The following is an 18,395-nucleotide window of genomic DNA, read 5'->3' as shown; positions in this document are numbered from 1 at the left end:
TGACAATTCTGATTAAATAAGACATTTTATTTATAACGTTTCTACCTGCTATAACGTATGCTTAACCTTATTTAAATATAGGCATTACTCGATATAATAGCAATACTATTTAGATTTTAACATATATTTTACAAATCAGAACAAGCGACTTCATAATATTAAGTATTTTTGTTAAAACTTATCAAAAATGGACATTTCAACATTTGAAAAAAACTGGGAAATCAATTTTACGCAATGCTATTCAAATGCCAGAATCCGCTATTCTGATCTTTCTAATTTACTACAGCTCACTGCTGGGGAACATGCGACTATTGCTGGTTTTGGTTTTAAGGAAATGGCTAAAAACAACCAATCTTGGGTTTTAAGTCGTATCCGATTCGAGATTAATCGTTTGCCCAAATGGATGGATGTTGTCAGGATCAAAACATGGATACAAAACTTGGAGGGTTCTAAATCGACTCGTAATTTTGAAATCTATGTCAATGATCAATTGTATGTAACAGCGACAAGCTATTGGGCAGTAATCAACACTGTCAAGAGGGCTCCTGAAGAATTGGCCGTTCCAATTGGTGATTTTAAAACATTTTCAGACCGCTCCAGTACGCAAAAACCTTTTTCAAGATTAAACCTAACACAGGTTGTTAAACCAATAGGGAATTATACTGTTAAAATATCTGATTTAGATATTGTCAACCATGCCAATAATGTCAAATATCTCGACTGGTGCATGGATCTATTGCCGATGGAACTGGTATTAACCAACCAAATCGTGTCAATAGAAATGAATTATTTGAAAGAACTACGTTACAATGATACCGTCGAAATCAGCGGAAACTCAACAGAAAAAGGTTATTTTATGACAGTCACTAAACAAGAACGAATTTCATTCGCTTTAGAAATAGAAACAAGGTAAAACCAGCTTAGAACGGTTTTTTACTTTCTATATAGTGTTCATTATTGGAGTAATATTGTTAATAATACCTAACAAAAAAAAAAGAGTATTTCAGTTGAAATACTCCTTTTTTTTATCGTTAACCAACAAGGTTTTATTAACCAGCAAAAGCTTTATCCCCTTTTTTATAAGGATAATTACCGTCAAACTTTCCAGGAATCTTCACGTAACGTAATGCTTTTGTCAAGCCCAGTTCTGAGTTGAAATATCCTGTTAAAGTCAATTGCTTAAACATCGTGAACCAATGAGGTGGTTTGCTTTCAACTTCCCTATATAATTCATTTTGTTTAACAGCATTCTTTTCACGTTCCTCTTTCGTTTCCTCATTTTGCTTGTTATTAAACTCATTAGCTTCTTTGTCTAATAGATTCACAAAATTTGTACGTTCTTCAGCAGATAGATCCAAGAAATTTTTCTTCGTTAACTCTTGTGCTTTTTTATCTAAATTATTGATACCATCCATGAACACTTTTTGTTGTTCATTGGTATAACAATCTCTTACCATTACTGGGATAAAGCTTCCTACACCTGCTTCCTTAGCTCCTGGCGTAGAAGTTTGAGGTAAAATAGCCTCTGCTAAATCACCTAATAAATCTGTTGTCTTAGGCTCAAATAAGGATTCAATCTGTTTAGTAGCAGAACGTGAACACCCTTCAAGAAAAAGGCTTGAACCAATGACCACCCCTCCCATCAACATGGCAGCACGTCGAATTGCTTCTCTTCTATTCATAATCAATCTCTTTTAATACTTAAAATGTATAATTTACTTCCCAGCCTGGACGATAATTTCGTTTTACGAACTGGTTTACTTCATCAAAATTAGTGACACGCATATTATCATTATCCCATAATAGACGTAAATTTCTTCCAGGATAATCATTATTCACTTTTAAATCCGATCCACGGATTGCCAAATTAGCCATCAATAAAGCCTCAGTTAAAGGTCCTGCAATTTCAAATGGAGAAGACATTTCCATCTTACCGTATCCGGCAATACAGCCCTCTACCCATTGTGCCCAGTGACCATCTGCACCACCTTTAACGCGGGCATAGGTTTGTTTTGGTGTTGGATAGTTAGTGGAAGTAGGTAATAATCTAGGATTAGCTGCATAAGTATCTGCTAATATTTTACCTTTGGTTCCAATAAATAAAATACCGTTACCACCGTCGCCAAACGCTTCATTTGCGCCTAATTCCTCTGGTCTCGGCGGTTGGATTCCACCATCCATCCAGTGCAATTTAACATCTCCGGTCGTCTTATCTGTTTTCGGAAATGTCATCACCGCATAACTTGACGGTGGGCAACTTTCTGGGAAGTATCCTCTTTTAAATTCATCTACATATACCGAACCTACAGTAGCTTGTACGTCTTTCACATATTGAAGTCCGTAGATACTGAACGGAGCTTCCATATTATGGCAACCCATATCACCAAGTGCTCCCGTTCCATAATCCCACCAACCTCTCCAGTTGAAGGGAATCAATTTTTCAACATAATCCTTTTTCGGAGCAGTACCCAACCAAAGATCCCAGTCCAACTCTTTTGGCACTTCTGCTTTTTGAGTAGGCCATTGGATGCCTTGAGGCCATACTGGACGATCTGTCCAACAGTAGATTTCTTTAAGGTCACCTATCATGCCGGCATCAACCCATTCTCTCATCTGTCTTACACCATCACCTGATGAACCTTGGTTCCCCATTTGCGTAACAACTTTGTATTTCTTAGCCGCATGTGTCAAAGCACGAGCTTCCCAAACATCATGAGCCAATGGCTTTTGTACGTAAACATGTTTCCCCAATTGCATGGCTGCTAACGCAACAATGGCATGTTGGTGATCTGGTGTTGATACGGAAACAGCATCAATATGTTTATGCTCTTTATCGAGCATTTCACGGTAGTCTTTATAAAATTTTGCTTTAGGGAACTTCTTCACTGTATCCGCTGCACGACGGGTATCCACATCACACAGAAAAGCAATATTTGCTTTTCCACTCGATGCAAATCTCGATATATCTCCTGCTCCCATACCACCGACTCCTACCGATGCTACGTTCAGCATATCACTAGGTGCGGTAAACCCAGCACCACCTAAAACATGGCGAGGTAAAATGGTTACTCCAGCACCAAATAGGGCTGCTTTTTTTAGAAAGTCTCTTCTTGACGAATTGTTCTTTTCCATAATTTAGATTTATTGATGATTATAGGTTACCTTTTTTCAGTTCGCTTACTGCAAAATCAACCGCCCTAGCAGTTAATGCCATGTAGGTCAATGAAGGGTTTACGCAACCTCCAGAAGCCATCGCTGCTCCATCCGTTACAAAAACATTGAGTGCATCCCATACTTGGTTATTACCATTTAATACAGATGATTTTGGATCTCTACCCATACGAGCAGTTCCCATCTCATGAATACCTTGGCCAAAACCATATACATTATCATAAGTATACGCGTCTTTAACACCAATTTTCTCCAACATTTCCTTCATCTCGTTCTGCATGTCGCCACGCATCTTCAATTCATTGTCTTTGATTTCAACGTCCATGGCTAAAACAGGAAGGCCCCATTTATCCTTTTTCGTTTTATCTAGGCTAATTTTATTTTCATGATATGGTAGAATCTCCCCGAAGGCTGTAAAACCTACTCCCCAATCACCTGCCTCAGTAATCGCATCTTTCCATGCGCCACCTACGCTCATTTCTGCTACTTCACCTGACCAACGTCCACGACTTGCGGCACCTTGATAACCGAAACCACGTACGTAATCACGTTTTTTATCATCACCAGCAACGTTAACAAAGCGAGGTACATATAATCCTGTTGGTCTACGACCAAATACATAGCTGTCTAGGTAACCTTCAACGCGTCCACCTGCACCACAACGGAAGTGATGATCCATTGCATTATGACCTAATTCGCCGCTGCTACTTCCAAGTCCACCTTCCCATACATCAGTAGCTGAATTCATCAATACCCAAGTAGAGTTAAATGCCGAAGCATTCACAAAGATAACTTTAGCATAAAACTCATATGTTTGATTCGTTTCAGCATCGATAATCTCAACCCCTGTAGCTTTCTTTGTATTCTTATCATAGATGATCTTCGTTACGATTGAGAAAGGACGTAATGTCAAATTACCTGTTGCTACTGCTGCTGGCAACGTTGCCGATTGTGTGCTGAAATAAGCACCAAAATTACAACCTAACCAACATTGATTTTGATATTGACAGTTAACACGATTGTGATGAGGAACAGTAATATTAGCTGTTCTTCCCATAATAAAATGGCGATTCCCACTATATTCTTTCTTCAAACGAGCTGCTAAATCTTTCTCTACGATATTCATCGCCATAGCCGGCATAAAATCACCATCTGGCAATACATCTAAACCATCACGATTACCACTGATACCTGCAAATTTCTCTGCATAACTATACCAAGGAGCGATATCTTTATAACGAATCGGCCAATCTGCGCCGTGTCCATCTTTTAAATTTGCTTCAAAGTCTAAATCGCCAAGACGATAAGACTGTCTGCCCCACATCAATGAACGACCACCTACGTGGTAACCTCTATACCAATCAAAACGTTTTGTTTCGGTATAAGGACTCTCTTCTTCGTTAACCCAAAAGTCCAAGTTTTTTTCATTGAGTGGATAATCTCTACTTAAAACTGGACGTTCTTTAATCATCTCTTGCGTTCGGCCCCCAGCATGTGGAAAATCCCAAGGATTTTTATTTGCTGCAGGATAATCTTTCACGTGTTCAATATTACGACCACGTTCTAACATAAGGGTTTTTAAACCCTTTTCTGTTAATTCCTTTGCTGCCCATCCACCACTGATTCCTGAACCAATGACAATAGCATCATAAGTGTTATTTTCAGCCATTTTAAATTTATGTTTAGTTTTAGTTTTTTTAATTATTACTCGGAAACAACTTTATTTTCTACTTTCTCATCTTTAAAAGCAACTAAGAAAATAACAAATACTACGCATGCAATTCCTGCTGGAATAATCCATGTTTGTTTCCAGAAATCTGCCACATTAGATTCTTGTAAATAGGCATATTTCTCTCCGATAAAACCTGCAACCCAGAATCCAATTAACTGACCAACTCCATATGTCGCCAATGTAATCAAACCTTGTGCAGCACTTTTATATTTAATTCCAGCTTTACTGTCTGTATAAATCTGTCCCGAAACGAAAAAGAAATCATAACAGATACCGTGTAATGCAATACCTAGAATCAACATGAATGAAAGATCTCCAGCGTTACCATATGCGAATAAGACATATCTCAACGCCCAAGCAAGCATACCCACCAATATCGTTTTCTTGAAACCAAATTTGCTAAAGAAAACTGGTAATGCTAATAAAAATAACACTTCTGAAATCTGACCAATAGTCATTTTACCGGTTGGGTTTTCCATCCCTATTTGATCTAAAAACGGATTCGCATTTTGATAATAAAATGCCAAAGGAATACAGATTAAAATAGAAGAAATAAAGAAAATCAAGAAGTTTCGATCTTTCAACAATTTGATGGCATCCAAACCGATAATGGATGCAAAAGAAGGCTTCTGATCAGATTCGATTTTAATTGGAGGAGTTTTAGGTAAAGTAAATGAGAATAGACCCAAAACTAATGAAGCTACAGCTCCCATTAAAAACGTATTTTTCAAGGCTCCTGCAGAAGATGCTTCCGCAGCGTCCCATTTGAATAGGTAACTGATCGAAAGACCTGCTATAATCCAACCAATAGTTCCCCAGATACGGATATTTGAGAATTGCTTTTCTGGATTGCTTAATTGTCTAAAAGAAACTGAATTCACTAAAGATAACGTCGGCATGTAAAGTACCATGTAAGCCAATACATATGGATAAAATGTAGATATCTCTGTCGCGGTATACATTTGATACATCAAAACAGCACCAATAATATGTAAGACTCCCAATATACGCTCGGCATTGAAGTAACGATCGGCAATCATACCAATGATAAAAGGTGCGATAATCGCTCCTAAAGATTGTGTAGAAAAGACATTCGCGATTTCGAGCGGTTGTGCTTGTAAATTTTTACTTAGGTATGTACCTAATGTAACGAACCATGCGCCCCAGATAAAAAACTCTAGGAACATCATGAACGACAATTTAAATCTAATAGATGTAGACATTATAAGTTTGGATTATTTTAATTTTTTTTAAGAGAATTCTATCAATAATTGGATTATATAATGACAATTTAGGATAAAAAAAACAAATGTACAAGTTACACTAAGAAATTATCTACTTCTCGGTATGCATTCACTAACGCTTCTTCACCTACCTTGCCGCCTTTGGACATACCATGCTCCATACCTACTACGCCTTTAAATCCCTTCTCATGAAGCCATTTAAAAACATTTTTGTAATTTATTTCACCAGTTGTGGGTTCTCTTCTACCGGGGTTATCTCCAACTTGGACGTAGGCAATTTCATTCCAACATTCATTCATTTTATGAATCAGATTACCTTCGTTCTTTTGCATATGATAAGCATCATACAATAATTTACAAGAAGGACTCCCCACTCCTTTACAGATTTCATACGTCTGGTCGGAATATCTCAAAAACAGGTCAGGGCTATCACTTAAGGGTTCCAAGACCATTGTTATACCATGTGGTTCAAATATCTCAGCGCCTCTTTTCAAGGCTTCAATTACATTCCCAGTTTGCACACCAATGGATAAATTACGTTCGTAATCACCAGGAACAACTGTTACCCATTTAGCATTTACACGTTTAGCAACTTCCACAGATTCTTTACATCCTTTTAAAAAGATATCTACAAAATCTTGCTTTCCTGCAGCTAATGTATTTGCACCATTACCACCTTTTGGTACAACAAATACTCCCATTCGCATTCCAAGAGCTGCTAACGTTTCGCCAATTTTCTTTTGTTCATCAATGCTTCGACCTGGCATTCCATTGTCCTCTATGCTTCTGAAGCCCAATTCATGCATGTATTTGATTTCATCTACGAAACTTTTGCCAGCACTAGCACTGAACATCCCTTGATGTGGGGCATAGTCTAAATTAAATAATGCACCTGCTTTATTTTTTTGAGTTTGTGAAGCTTCACCACCTAAAGCAGTTAAGCTAACGGCAGAACCCGCTACTAATAATGTATTTTTTAAAAACTCTGACCTTTTCATAATGTCTATTATCTTGTTTTATTGAGAAAAAAAGCGGAAAATCCTTTCGAATACCTTTCTTCTATTTCTCCTTTATCATTTTTAAATATAATATAAACTTCTAAATTCTTCTTCTTTTCCACAAAATGAATAATCTCATCTGCTGTCAATGCCATAAAATAATTATCAAGTGCATCAGCTTCCATTGCGGTTTTAGCATAAACAGTGACACTGACTATTGGGCTTGAAAACATATATCCTGTCAACGGATTAACATGGTGACTGATTTTCTGTTGTCCATTCATCATGAACTTCTCAAAATTCCCTGCTGTGGTCAATGCCCCAGATTTAATCGATACCACCTCAGTTTTCAAATGTTGATTATCATCTGAAGTCGGTCTTTCAATACCGATTTTAAAATAATCACCCTCTAAATTCTTTCCTTTTATGCGCATTTCCCCTCCCAACTCAACGATGTAATTTTTAATATCCTTACGTTCTAAAAATTCGGCTAAAACATCTACCGAATAACCTTGTGCGATGCCATTGACATCAATACTGACAGTTGAGTTATTTTTGTCTAGGTAAGGAGCCTTCCATATCAATTTATCCATCCCGACGGACAGCAAAGTCGTCGCTATTTCAGTAGAATCGGGAAACTTTTTTATTTGCTTAGGGCCAAACCCCCACAATTGAACAAGAGGAGCTACAGTAATGTCGAAAATACCATTCGTAATCCGGTTATAATAAATAGATGCCTGCATTACTTTTTGAAAATGAGGATCAAGTTTTATAGGGCCGCCATTGTGATTATTGAATTTATTGATTGTCGACTCTCTATGGTAAATCGACATCGATAAATCAATAGATTTCAAGATACTATCAATATCACTTTTCGAAACTGTTTCGCTGTAGTCAAAGTAAGTAATATGATAAGATGTCCCCTGTGCAGGTCCTGATAAGATAATTTTTTGGAGAGATTTTGGAGAATAAGAAGTTTGTTCAGTTCGTGCAGCAGTTAAGCTGCACAAACCAAAAAAACTAATTGAGAGCAGTATCCATGATTTGAAATACATGAATGTATCCTCTTATTAAATGTATAAATTTGTATTCTGACCTGGTATAGCTACTGGGTAGAAACCTTCTTCATTTGGTAATATCTTCGGTAAAGCATCCCATGCATAATTTGTCGGCATCAAATCTATTTCAGATTTGATTGCAGCATCCCATTTGACAACTTTACCTGTATAACAGGCAATACGTCCTAGAATACCCGTCAAAGAACTATAAGCACCATATTCTGCATTAGCAAATTTGTATTCACCTTTTGATACTGCTTCAAATAATTCTTTATGCTCTTGTTGGTAAGGATTTGGATTTCCTTTAGGATCATGTCTATAAACTTCATTCCCTTTTGCATCCCATAATACCGCTTGACCATTTGCCGAAAAATATGCTCTGCCTTTAGTTGCCTGAAACTGCTCGTCAACACGATTTGTTACTCCTTCAAAATGGGCACACTGACTATAGACCACCGAGTTGTCTGCATAAGTAAGCTCCAATGCAAAATTATCGTAGATTTCACCATATTCTTTACCTGTTCTATGCGCACGGCTTCCTGTACCTTGGATACGGATGGGATATGCACCTTTCACCCAATTGGCAATATCAATATTATGAACGTGTTGCTCTACGATATGGTCACCACATAACCAATTAAAATAATACCAGTTACGCATCTGATATTCCATTTCGGTTTGCCCTGGTTTACGTGGTCTCACCCATACGCCACCACTATTCCAGTAAACTTGTCCCGCGACTACATCACCGATAGCACCATCATGGATGCGTTGAATCCCTTCTTTATAATTGAATTGGTACCTTCTTTGAAGTCCAACGACAACATTTAACTTTTTTTGCTTTGCGATTTCTGCTGCCGCTAATATACGACGAACACCCGGTACGTCTACTGCAACTGCTTTTTCCATAAAAACATGCTTTCCTTGACGTACAGCTTCTTCAAAATGAATAGGACGGAAACCTGGAGGCGTTGTTAAAATAACGACATCGGCCAATTTAATTGCTTCTTTATAAGCATCAAATCCAACGAACTTATGTTGTTCAGGCACATCGATCTTATCCTGCCATTTATCTTTTAATGTTTTATAAGTGCTATCCAAATTATCTTTGAAAGCATCGGCTAATGCCACTACTTTAATATTGAAACCCGAATTTAAGGCATCAAATGTAGCCCCTGTACCACGACCACCACAACCGATCAATGCGACTTTGATCACATCACTTCCTGCTGCGAATGCTCCTGCTAAAGGCATTGAACTTAAAACTGTTCCGCCTGCGATAGCTGCTGTCGTTTTTAAAAAATCACGACGTTCAAATTTTTCCATATTTTAGGTATTAAGGTTATAATTAGTAATCTTTAATTGGGGCCTTATCATAATAGGCCATAATTTCCTCATGCGAAGGAGGAGTAACGGGTCTTACTAAACGCATACCCACGAATGGTGCTTCAGGAAACCACCAGTTGCTTTTAGGGATTTGCGGATCTAACTGTTTCCAATACGGATCTGAAGCCAATCGTGCAGCACTTCGTAAATCTACAGCTTCACTGTCAAAAGAACCTCCTCTTACACTGTTTGGATATAATGTCGTAGGTACTGCAACAGGATTATCCGCCACTTTGCCATCAAACTGTTTGTAATAATCTTCTATATATTGATCGAATGTCCATTCAGATACATTTCCATGCATATCAAACAATCCCCATGCATTGGGTTTCTTGGTACCAACTAAGTGTGTAGCCCCCTCACTATTTCCTTTATGCCATGCATATTGGTCCAGTTGTGCAGCATCATCTCCAAAACCATAAGCCTTATCGCTTCCAGCACGACAAGCATATTCCCACTCAGCCTCTGTTGGAAGTCTATAAAACTCACCGGTACGAACGTACAACCATTTGCAAAACTGAATCGCATTATAATGTGTCATCGCCAAAGCAGGGTGCCCCTCTTTACCCATGCCAAATGTCATGTCCAAATATGGTTTTGTAGGACGCGTGACTGCATCTACTTCAGGTGTGATCTTCCCATCTAAACTTTGCGTAACCTCATAATCTTTATATAGGAATGGTTCAAACAAATTCCAGGTAACTTCATATTTACCCATCCAAAAGGGAGCTATTTTAACATCATGAATGGGTGCTTCATCCGCTTTAACAGTACCGCCTTGCTTATACACGCCTGCTGGAATTGCAATCATGTCAAATTTCAATTTTGTACCCTTTATTTCTTGTACATAGCTTTCCACTTTTTGCTGTGCAAACGACGTGCTAGAGAATCCTAACAAGATAAGAGCAAGTAAACTTTTACGCATTTCTATTTTTTTCTATAAATAATTGGTCTTCCCACCATCACTAATCCAGTCATATTATTTGTCTAAGATATTAATTTGATTGTGTATTTTAAACAATAAGTATCATAACTTTTTTATTACAAAAGATGAATATTACCGTTTTACAAAAAAAACAAGGCTTGTAAAACAAAGTTTTACAAGCCTTGTTTATATAATGCTTTTGTTGGTTACAGTAAAATATTGCGACTCACTTCTTTATCAATAGTAATATAACCCGGATAAAAAATCGACTTACCCGCAATATTAATAGATGGTTTTATCTTTATCGTGAATAATCCCTTTTTAGTGTTTGAACTGGAACCAATAAAACCTGCTAAATCACCATTATTGATTAATTCATATATATTGGTATTCAATCGTACCGAAGCTATTGTAGATTCTCCCGGCTCTAATGAAATCGACTGATTGACAATCCCTTCTGCCAATTGTTTTTTCTCAAAAAGAATAATATATTGAAATTGATTAATAGCAGCTTTTTTTAACGTTGGATTCTCGATTTTCAAACGAATGACCGCATCTAAAGGGATGTTTTTGCGTAACATACCTAAAGCGACACTTGGCAATGCTGACAAGTCAATACCATCGGCCTTAACTATTTTTTGAATAGAGGTACCCGCCACACGAATACTATCAACAGATTGTATATCGAATTTACATTTACCAAGATTTTCAATTTGAGCTTTTTGCCGACTAATGTCACAACTGCTCAATAATGCTATACTCATCAATGCGTATAGCCAATTCTTTTTCAATACGTTTATCATGATTTAATTTTTCCCTCCAAATTTATAAAGAATCCCCAAACTATTGATGGGATGCCCTGCCTTTAAATAATCATTACTCATCAAGCCAAAGTTCATACCTGTCATGTATTGGATCTGCCAGCCACGTCCAACTTCCATACGTGTATAAAAAACAGGCTCTATCAAGACATTACGTTCTCTATGAGCATCTAGTTGATCAATTTTAAAATCGGTCATATTTACATGCGACAATCTTAAAATAGTACCATAATTCAGCGCACGATCTCCGCCAAATAAACGAATTTTCTCTCGTTTTGTAGAAGAGTAATTGACTTGGACGAATATTTTATCAAAATCCATATCGCGCCTTTCAATTACTGCAGGCCCTGCAGTTGAGGTTCGCGTGTCCACTTCATTGGCAACTCCTAAACCATAACCAGCATATACTTCAAAAACACGATTGCGGTGTTGTCCAAAACTCTTGAAATAACCAATCCCAAACTCTCCCATTTTTTGAGAAAAATCTGTTGGACTATCTTTCCTATCAATGTAAGAACCATTTGCAATAATCCCAATATGATCGGAAAGGGCCACACCTCCACTGGCCGAGACATTACCTTTCAAATTGATATTCCCAGAAACATATACTTCACCCGCATCTTTAAACATTGGCGCTGCTGGTACATTAGGCATATACATAGAACTACAAGATGATAATAGCAAGAGTACGACTGCTGGAATACTATAGGATAGACTTTTCGATATCATGAACGTTTAATATAATCTATAAACTGTTATTAGCGTATAAAATTGTACCAAACTCGTATTCTCGCACAAATAATTACGATAAAGAATAATAATGAGCTTATACTTAAGGTTTAAAACAAAAAAAGGCGTTAAGTAAACTTAACGCCTTTACAAATATTGTGTAGCAAAACTTACGCTTGCTCTGCAGGAACTACAGAAACATAAGATTTGTTGTTTGCTTTTTTACGGAAAACTACTTTACCATCAATTAAAGCGAACAACGTATGATCTTTACCAATACCAACATTTAAGTCAGGATTGTGTTTAGTACCACGCTGGCGAACAATGATGTTACCTGCGATAGCAGCTTGACCACCGAAGATTTTGATACCCAAACGTTTCGAATGTGACTCACGGCCGTTCTTGGAACTACCCGCACCTTTTTTATGTGCCATTTTTTTATCTCAATTTAAGACTAATGTCTGATTAAAAATTCAATTATAATGTAATACCAGTAATCTGGATTTTAGTGAATTGTTGACGGTGACCGTTTTTCTTTTTGTAGCCTTTACGACGTTTTTTCTTGAAAACGATAACTTTATCACCTTTTAAATGAGACAAAATTTTAGCCGAAATTTTAGCACCAGCCACGTTCGGAGTACCGATTGTGAACTTACCACCATCTTCTGCTAACAATACATTGTCAAATTCAATACTAGCGCCTTCTTCTCCTTGTAAGCGGTGCACAAAAAGAAATTGGTCTTTTGCAACCTTGAATTGCTGTCCTGCTATATTTACTATTGCGTACATTGTTAATAAATTAATTAAATGTGTTTATTGTTAATGAACGGCAAAAATAGCAATTATTATTCACTTTTTAAAATATATTACACTTTTATTTTACCACTACCAAACTGAAACGCGTTTCTCAGGTGCTACATACATTTTAGCCGTATTAGGAATATTAAATGCTTGATAAAAAGCATCCATATTATACACCGGACCGTTCACACGAAACTCTTCGGGACTATGTGGATCCACCTTCAAGCGCATTTGCATTCTTTCATCACTATTTTTAATCCGCCAAACTTGTGCAAAACTCAAAAAGAAACGCTGATCAGGTGTAAAACCATCTATTTTATTTAACTCCTGCCCTTGCTTTGTCTTTTTAAAAGCATCGAATGCGATACTCAAACCACCAATATCAGCTAAATTTTCACCTAGGGTCAGTTGCCCATTGACATGTTGATTATCAAGCAAAGTAAAACTATTATATAACGCTGCAACTTGATTAGCTTTTGTTGTGAACTTTGTCGCATCTTCTGGTGTCCACCAATCTTTAAGATTTCCCTCTTTATCGTATTGACGACCTTGATCATCAAAACCGTGCGTCATTTCATGCCCTATCACTGCCCCAATAGCGCCATAATTAATGGCATCATCTGCATTGGCATCGAAGAATGGGAACTGAAGTATTCCGGCAGGAAATACGATTTCATTATATGGCGGATTATAGTAGGCATTGACAGTCGGTGTTGTCATCAACCACTCTGTCTTATCTACAGGTTTACCCATTTTGTCAATCATCTCCTTATATGCATGACGGGAAGCTGATTGTAAGTTAGCATAGTAGGTATCTTTATTGACCTCTACATCAGAATAATCTTTCCACTTATCGGGATATCCAATTTTTTTCGTGAAAGCTTGCAGTTTTTCTATCGCCTTTTTCTTTGTTTCTGCAGTCATCCAATCTAACTTTTCAATACGGTCACGATAGGAGATTTCAAGATTATTGACCAACTCAAGCATTCTTTTCTTAGCCTCGGGTTTAAAATATTCCTCAGTAAATAATTTCCCGATTACTTCACCTAAGTTATTATCCACCGTACTCACCATGAGTTTCCACCGTTCTTTTTGCTCCTTTTGTCCCTGTAAAGTTTTACCATACAGTTCAAATCGAGCATCACGGAAATCTTTTGTCAATGCTGATGCAGAAGAGTTTAGTAAATCAGCCTTCAACTTAAGCTTCCAAGTATCCAATGGTTCGGATTTCAATAAATTATTAAGGGCTACATAAAATTTAGGTTGTTGCACCAGTAAGGTATCTGTTTTAATAGATAATCTTTTCAGAATATCGCTCCAATTGAGATTTGGAGTTTCTTTTTGAAAAGTCGTTACTGCAACTTTATTGTAGTTCTTAATGGGATCTCGTAACTCCACTGGGCTCAAATGAGATTTAGCAATTGCAGTTTCTATCTTCAAGACAGACTCAGCATCAGCTTTGGCAGTAGCCTGTTTACCTGCCAAAGCAAATAATTTACTCAGGTAATTCATATATGCTTCGCGTATTTTCTTTGCTTTATCATCCTGATCTAGATAATAGCTTGCTTCAGGAAGATTAAGCCCCCCCTGCACAAAAGTCGCAGCATTCTTATTACTCATCCGCTCATCTGCAGCGATATAAAAAGAGAATAAATCCCCGTCCCCATCTCTAAACCCATCAGCACTATAAGCAATCAGCTCCTCGATTGATTTTAATCCATCAATCTTTTCCAATAACGCTGCAATAGGTGAAACACCTAATTTTTCTATTGTAAGCGTATCCATTCCACTGGTATAGAAATCACCTACTTTTTGTTGGTCTGTACCTTTCTTGCTATTGGATTGCGCAGCCTTTTCTAAAATACCATGAAGTTTTTGTAAATTCTCATCATTCAAAGTATAAAATGACCCCCAACCGGACTCCGAAGGAGGAATGACTGTTTTATTCAACCATTGTCCATTAGCATACATAAAGAAGTTATCTCCAGGATGTACAGTCGTATCCATACCAGATACATCTAAGAATACTGTTCGATCTGTTTTATGTTGAACCGAACTATTATTGGATTGACAACCAAACACTAGACTGGCAATCGGCAATATTGACCATAATTTTTTGTTGACCATAATTTTCTAATTTCAAACACCTTGAGTAAAGGTAGTTTTTTTTATTAATGCGGAAATAACACATTTTAATGAAAATTGTTTTGGAAAATAGAATTATACTTCTATTTTTGCCAACAGACTACGGAGAGATGTCAGAGTGGTCGATCGAGCACGCTTGGAAAGCGTGTGTACTTAACGGTACCGAGGGTTCGAATCCCTCTCTCTCCGCCAACAAATAATAAAGCCCAACTGAAAAGTTGGGCTTTATTCGTTTATAGGGTTTGTAAACTTGTTTAAAATAAGCACATTGACTCCTTACTCCACCTGTTTATCACTTACCAAATCTGATAGGCCACCCCAAGCGTTAAGTACATATTATGTAAATTATAACCTACTCCTCGAAAAGATGAAGGAAAAACAGGATTGAAACCTAGCTGTCCAGTCAAATCAGCCTCCCAACGTTTGCCAAAATGTCTCGAAACACCAACATGAGCACCAAGATCAAATGACCTTACCTCACGCGAAAAATCAAAGTCTGCACGCTCAATCAAAACTTTTTCACCTAATGAGTTTCCTTTCCTAATATAACCTTCAGAGACCGTTCCTTTAAATTCAGCAGACAATAAGTAAGCGAAATACATTCCGAACTTAAAATCCCATTCTCCTTGACGATAACCTGCAAAAATAGGTAAGGTTAAATATACATTTCTAGATATTGTCGCATTTGTCCCAGTAAAATCACCTTCGAATGACCCAAGTTCACCATTTCCATTATCCACAGAAATGATGGTATGAAAATACTGAACACTATCTGTAACTTTCATGCCTTTAACATCCACCCGAAATCCTACTCCCATCAACCACTTTGAAGAAAGATCATAGGTTGCTTGGTAGCCAAAAGATGGTGTGAATAACGGAGCATAGCTCTTGATTTCCCGAATCGTATTCGGTAAGGAAAAAGGAGCTGTAGCGCCAATATTATATCCTAAAGTAAAGGCATGTTTAATATTATTATATTTAAATTTCGGTTGTATTTCCTGTGCATTTAGCATACTTGAAAATGCTATTGAACAACAAAACATGGATATTGCTATATATTTCTTCATAATAGAGGTACAATACTTAAACTATCCACAACCAGTCGAGATCCTATAGCTCCTCTATATTGATCACCTTCAGCACTGGAAGACGTCACAATCGCCATCATCAAATTTTTACTAATAACAGCCTGCTGTTTATAAACAAAAGGAATATCAAATCGTGTAAAATTTGCTTTATCAGAACCATCCCGAAGCTCGGCCATTGCAATCACCTGATCAGAGGTCATGATATTAGTGGCATTGAGTCTATCCGGACCATTGAACAAAACAGCATATATAGCACATTTATCTTTAACACCTGGTTGTATCTGTCCCGCTTTATTGATAAAATCTGGTCCAGCACTATATTTATAGTACCCCGTAAACGATTTAGGTAAACCTTTATAGGGTACTCCAAATTCTGTCGCTTTAAGGGGGTTGAGCATTGCTTGTGAGGCATTGAAATTCCCTAAAAATAAGGACCCAGCGTACAATCGTATACCAATGAGCTCCGACAATGGAGTTCCTTTGATAGTGACCAACTCGGCTGCTTTTGTACCCAGATAACCATCCGTTGTCGATCGCGTAGGATACGCATCACTACGTGCAGGTACTCCAGAAAGGGCAACTCCAGCATTACCCGAAGACCAAAGCTGTAACCCATCCTCATCTACAGGATATTCATATTTATCGGTTGAGTGACTTTTCCAATTTTCAAAGGCAAAATCCCAATGCCCGATGTTTACGACTTTAACCGTATAACGTTTCGTATTTTCACCCGACTCGGATGTGACATCATATACAACATCTTGATCAGCATCAAACTTGATTAGGGTACCACTAGCAGGTTTTACAGATGCTCCCTTAGATAAAATCAATAGTGGCGATATGCCCGACTCATAAGCTTCGTTGGTTAGATTAAGAGTTATTGTCCGATTTACCTGATCGACAAAGATATTACCTGTCAACAAATGTGGATCAACTACAACGGTTTCGATATCTGCTTCCGGATTTAGTGGAGCATCCTTAATACATCCCTGTAGCATCAGACCATATAAAAACAGGGAGGCGAATAGCCAATTTCTCATCATTCCTCGATTAGTAGTAATAATCACATTAGCATATGCATCCATAGTAAAACTTAGTATAGGCCTTATTCAGTAATTGGGTCTCATAAAGTATGAGAGCAATAACGGTTCAGTGTTAGTTCCTATTCAAATCTAACAATTTATATTCAAGTTTTTCACTGTTAATTCATGTGTTCTCAACAGATTAACAACTGATACATGAGCGCCTTAATAAAGTATACCTATACTACTACAAAAAATGAAATCAGCACAAATCAAAAAAAGGATATTGGTAATTCCTGTTCTTAAAAGTTAACATCAATTTTAGACTTCAACAGAACATATGGGTGTTATTAGTAGTAAGAAGAATTCAAATTATCATTAGCTTTTTCGGATTTTTCAATAATTTCGATATCTGTTAAGATCATGGGTACATTTTTCTTTATGCATACGTCCTGTTCAAAATGAACGGAAGGTTTACCATCGGCAGTTCGAATAGTCCAGCCATCTTCATCAGTATAATTATCTTCCGTTCCTAAATTAATCATCGGTTCAATAGCGATCACCAGATTTTCCTTCAACATTTTACCTTTACCTCGCTGTCCATAGTTAGGGATATCAGGTCCTTCATGCAATTCACGACCTAAGCCATGACCAACCAGTTCCCTAACTAAACCATATCCATAAGGAACAATATGAGATTCGATAGCATAGCCTATATCCCCTATTCTATTACCATGTATAGCTTGCGCAATTCCTTTTGCCAATGATTCCTTTGTTATCTTAACCAATTGGATTAACTCTTCAGCAACGTCACCAATGATAAATGTATAAGCCTGATCACCATGAAATCCATTTTTATAAGCCCCTACATCTATGGAAACGATATCACCTTCTTTTAAGGGCTGATGATTTGGAAAGCCATGTACAATGGCATCATTGACAGAAGCACAAATATGGAAAGGGAATCCGCCAAAGTTATGAAAGGAAGGAAGCGCTCCATGGTCACGAATAAATTCATTCGCATATCTATCAATATCAAGGGTTGACATACCCGGTTTGATGATCGCGGCTATAGCAGCCAAGGTGCCGCTCGTCAATTTGGCACTTATTTCCATTAATTCGATTTCGTCGTCTGTTTTATAAATCATGTGATTCTTTCTAAATATTCATTTAAATTTTCTCCTTGTTATTTGAAAATGACCTGAAGAATAATTATTCTTTGTCGTTTGTATTACATGACGAAAATTTGCACATAGGCAAATACCCACGCCACAT

General features: G+C 37.3%; 17 protein-coding genes and 1 tRNA gene. 2 read left to right on the top strand and 16 right to left on the bottom strand.

Going from position 1 to position 18,395, the window contains the following annotated elements:
• The first annotated feature begins 187 nt into the window (after positions 1-187).
• Positions 188-913: an acyl-[acyl-carrier-protein] thioesterase gene (locus KO02_RS06120; protein ID WP_038696730.1), complete on the top strand. Its 726-nt coding sequence runs from the start codon at positions 188-190 to the stop codon at positions 911-913.
• A 136-nt stretch (positions 914-1,049) separates the two neighbouring features.
• On the opposite strand, the gene KO02_RS06115 is transcribed toward KO02_RS06120, so the two are convergent.
• The 13 genes from KO02_RS06115 to KO02_RS06055 form a co-directional block, all read right to left on the bottom strand.
• Entirely contained in the window at positions 1,050-1,682 is a 633-nt protein-coding gene (locus KO02_RS06115; RefSeq protein WP_038696728.1) for a gluconate 2-dehydrogenase subunit 3 family protein, read from the bottom strand.
• Between the two features lie 19 nt (positions 1,683-1,701).
• A complete protein-coding gene (locus KO02_RS06110) occupies positions 1,702-3,132 on the bottom strand; it encodes a Gfo/Idh/MocA family protein (RefSeq protein ID WP_038696725.1) in 1,431 nt (476 codons plus the stop codon).
• 19 nt (positions 3,133-3,151) lie between these two features.
• Entirely contained in the window at positions 3,152-4,840 is a 1,689-nt protein-coding gene (locus tag KO02_RS06105; protein ID WP_038696724.1) for a GMC oxidoreductase, read from the bottom strand.
• Positions 4,841-4,875: 35 nt separating this feature from the next.
• A complete protein-coding gene (locus KO02_RS06100) occupies positions 4,876-6,126 on the bottom strand; it encodes a nucleoside permease (RefSeq protein ID WP_038696722.1) in 1,251 nt (416 codons plus the stop codon).
• Positions 6,127-6,221: 95 nt separating this feature from the next.
• Positions 6,222-7,145, bottom strand: a complete 924-nt coding sequence (locus KO02_RS06095; RefSeq protein WP_038696720.1) for a hydroxypyruvate isomerase family protein — start codon at positions 7,143-7,145, stop codon at positions 6,222-6,224.
• Positions 7,146-7,153: 8 nt separating this feature from the next.
• Positions 7,154-8,200, bottom strand: coding sequence for an FAD:protein FMN transferase (locus tag KO02_RS06090; RefSeq protein WP_038696718.1), 1,047 nt, complete (start codon positions 8,198-8,200; stop codon positions 7,154-7,156).
• A 15-nt stretch (positions 8,201-8,215) separates the two neighbouring features.
• Positions 8,216-9,529, bottom strand: coding sequence for a Gfo/Idh/MocA family oxidoreductase (locus KO02_RS06085; RefSeq protein ID WP_038696716.1), 1,314 nt, complete (start codon positions 9,527-9,529; stop codon positions 8,216-8,218).
• A 22-nt stretch (positions 9,530-9,551) separates the two neighbouring features.
• Positions 9,552-10,514 carry a formylglycine-generating enzyme family protein gene (locus KO02_RS06080; RefSeq protein WP_051959779.1) on the bottom strand — a complete coding sequence of 321 codons (963 nt, stop codon included), beginning with the start codon at positions 10,512-10,514 and terminating at the stop codon, positions 9,552-9,554.
• Positions 10,515-10,720: 206 nt separating this feature from the next.
• Positions 10,721-11,317, bottom strand: a complete 597-nt coding sequence (locus tag KO02_RS06075; protein WP_051959778.1) for a hypothetical protein — start codon at positions 11,315-11,317, stop codon at positions 10,721-10,723.
• Positions 11,318-11,320: 3 nt separating this feature from the next.
• Positions 11,321-12,064, bottom strand: a complete 744-nt coding sequence (locus KO02_RS06070; protein WP_038696714.1) for a hypothetical protein — start codon at positions 12,062-12,064, stop codon at positions 11,321-11,323.
• A 170-nt stretch (positions 12,065-12,234) separates the two neighbouring features.
• Positions 12,235-12,498 (bottom strand): 50S ribosomal protein L27, encoded by a 264-nt coding sequence (rpmA, locus tag KO02_RS06065; RefSeq protein WP_038696711.1) that lies wholly within the window; start codon positions 12,496-12,498, stop codon positions 12,235-12,237.
• Positions 12,499-12,541: 43 nt separating this feature from the next.
• On the bottom strand, positions 12,542-12,853 hold the full coding sequence (gene rplU / locus KO02_RS06060) for a 50S ribosomal protein L21 (RefSeq protein ID WP_021189835.1): 312 nt from the start codon (positions 12,851-12,853) through the stop codon (positions 12,542-12,544).
• 96 nt (positions 12,854-12,949) lie between these two features.
• On the bottom strand, positions 12,950-14,992 hold the full coding sequence (locus KO02_RS06055; protein WP_235212357.1) for a M13 family metallopeptidase: 2,043 nt from the start codon (positions 14,990-14,992) through the stop codon (positions 12,950-12,952).
• 122 nt (positions 14,993-15,114) lie between these two features.
• Here KO02_RS06055 and KO02_RS06050 point away from each other — a divergent pair.
• Positions 15,115-15,202 (top strand) — tRNA-Ser (locus KO02_RS06050).
• 104 nt (positions 15,203-15,306) lie between these two features.
• On the opposite strand, the gene KO02_RS06045 is transcribed toward KO02_RS06050, so the two are convergent.
• The 3 genes from KO02_RS06045 to map form a co-directional block, all read right to left on the bottom strand.
• Complete coding sequence (locus KO02_RS06045; protein WP_081918312.1) at positions 15,307-16,077, bottom strand: porin family protein; 771 nt, start codon at positions 16,075-16,077, stop codon at positions 15,307-15,309.
• Entirely contained in the window at positions 16,074-17,141 is a 1,068-nt protein-coding gene (locus tag KO02_RS06040; protein WP_158500267.1) for a PCMD domain-containing protein, read from the bottom strand. The genes KO02_RS06045 and KO02_RS06040 overlap by 4 nt, the downstream gene beginning before the upstream one ends.
• A 329-nt stretch (positions 17,142-17,470) precedes the next feature.
• Positions 17,471-18,268, bottom strand: a complete 798-nt coding sequence (gene map / locus KO02_RS06035; protein WP_038696703.1) for a type I methionyl aminopeptidase — start codon at positions 18,266-18,268, stop codon at positions 17,471-17,473.
• Between the last annotated feature and the right edge of the window lie 127 nt (positions 18,269-18,395).

It is taken from the genome of Sphingobacterium sp. ML3W, assembly GCF_000747525.1.
Classification (GTDB): domain Bacteria; phylum Bacteroidota; class Bacteroidia; order Sphingobacteriales; family Sphingobacteriaceae; genus Sphingobacterium.
The sequence above is the reverse complement of the archived record's forward strand: the minus strand, read 5'-3'. Positions and strand labels throughout refer to the sequence as shown.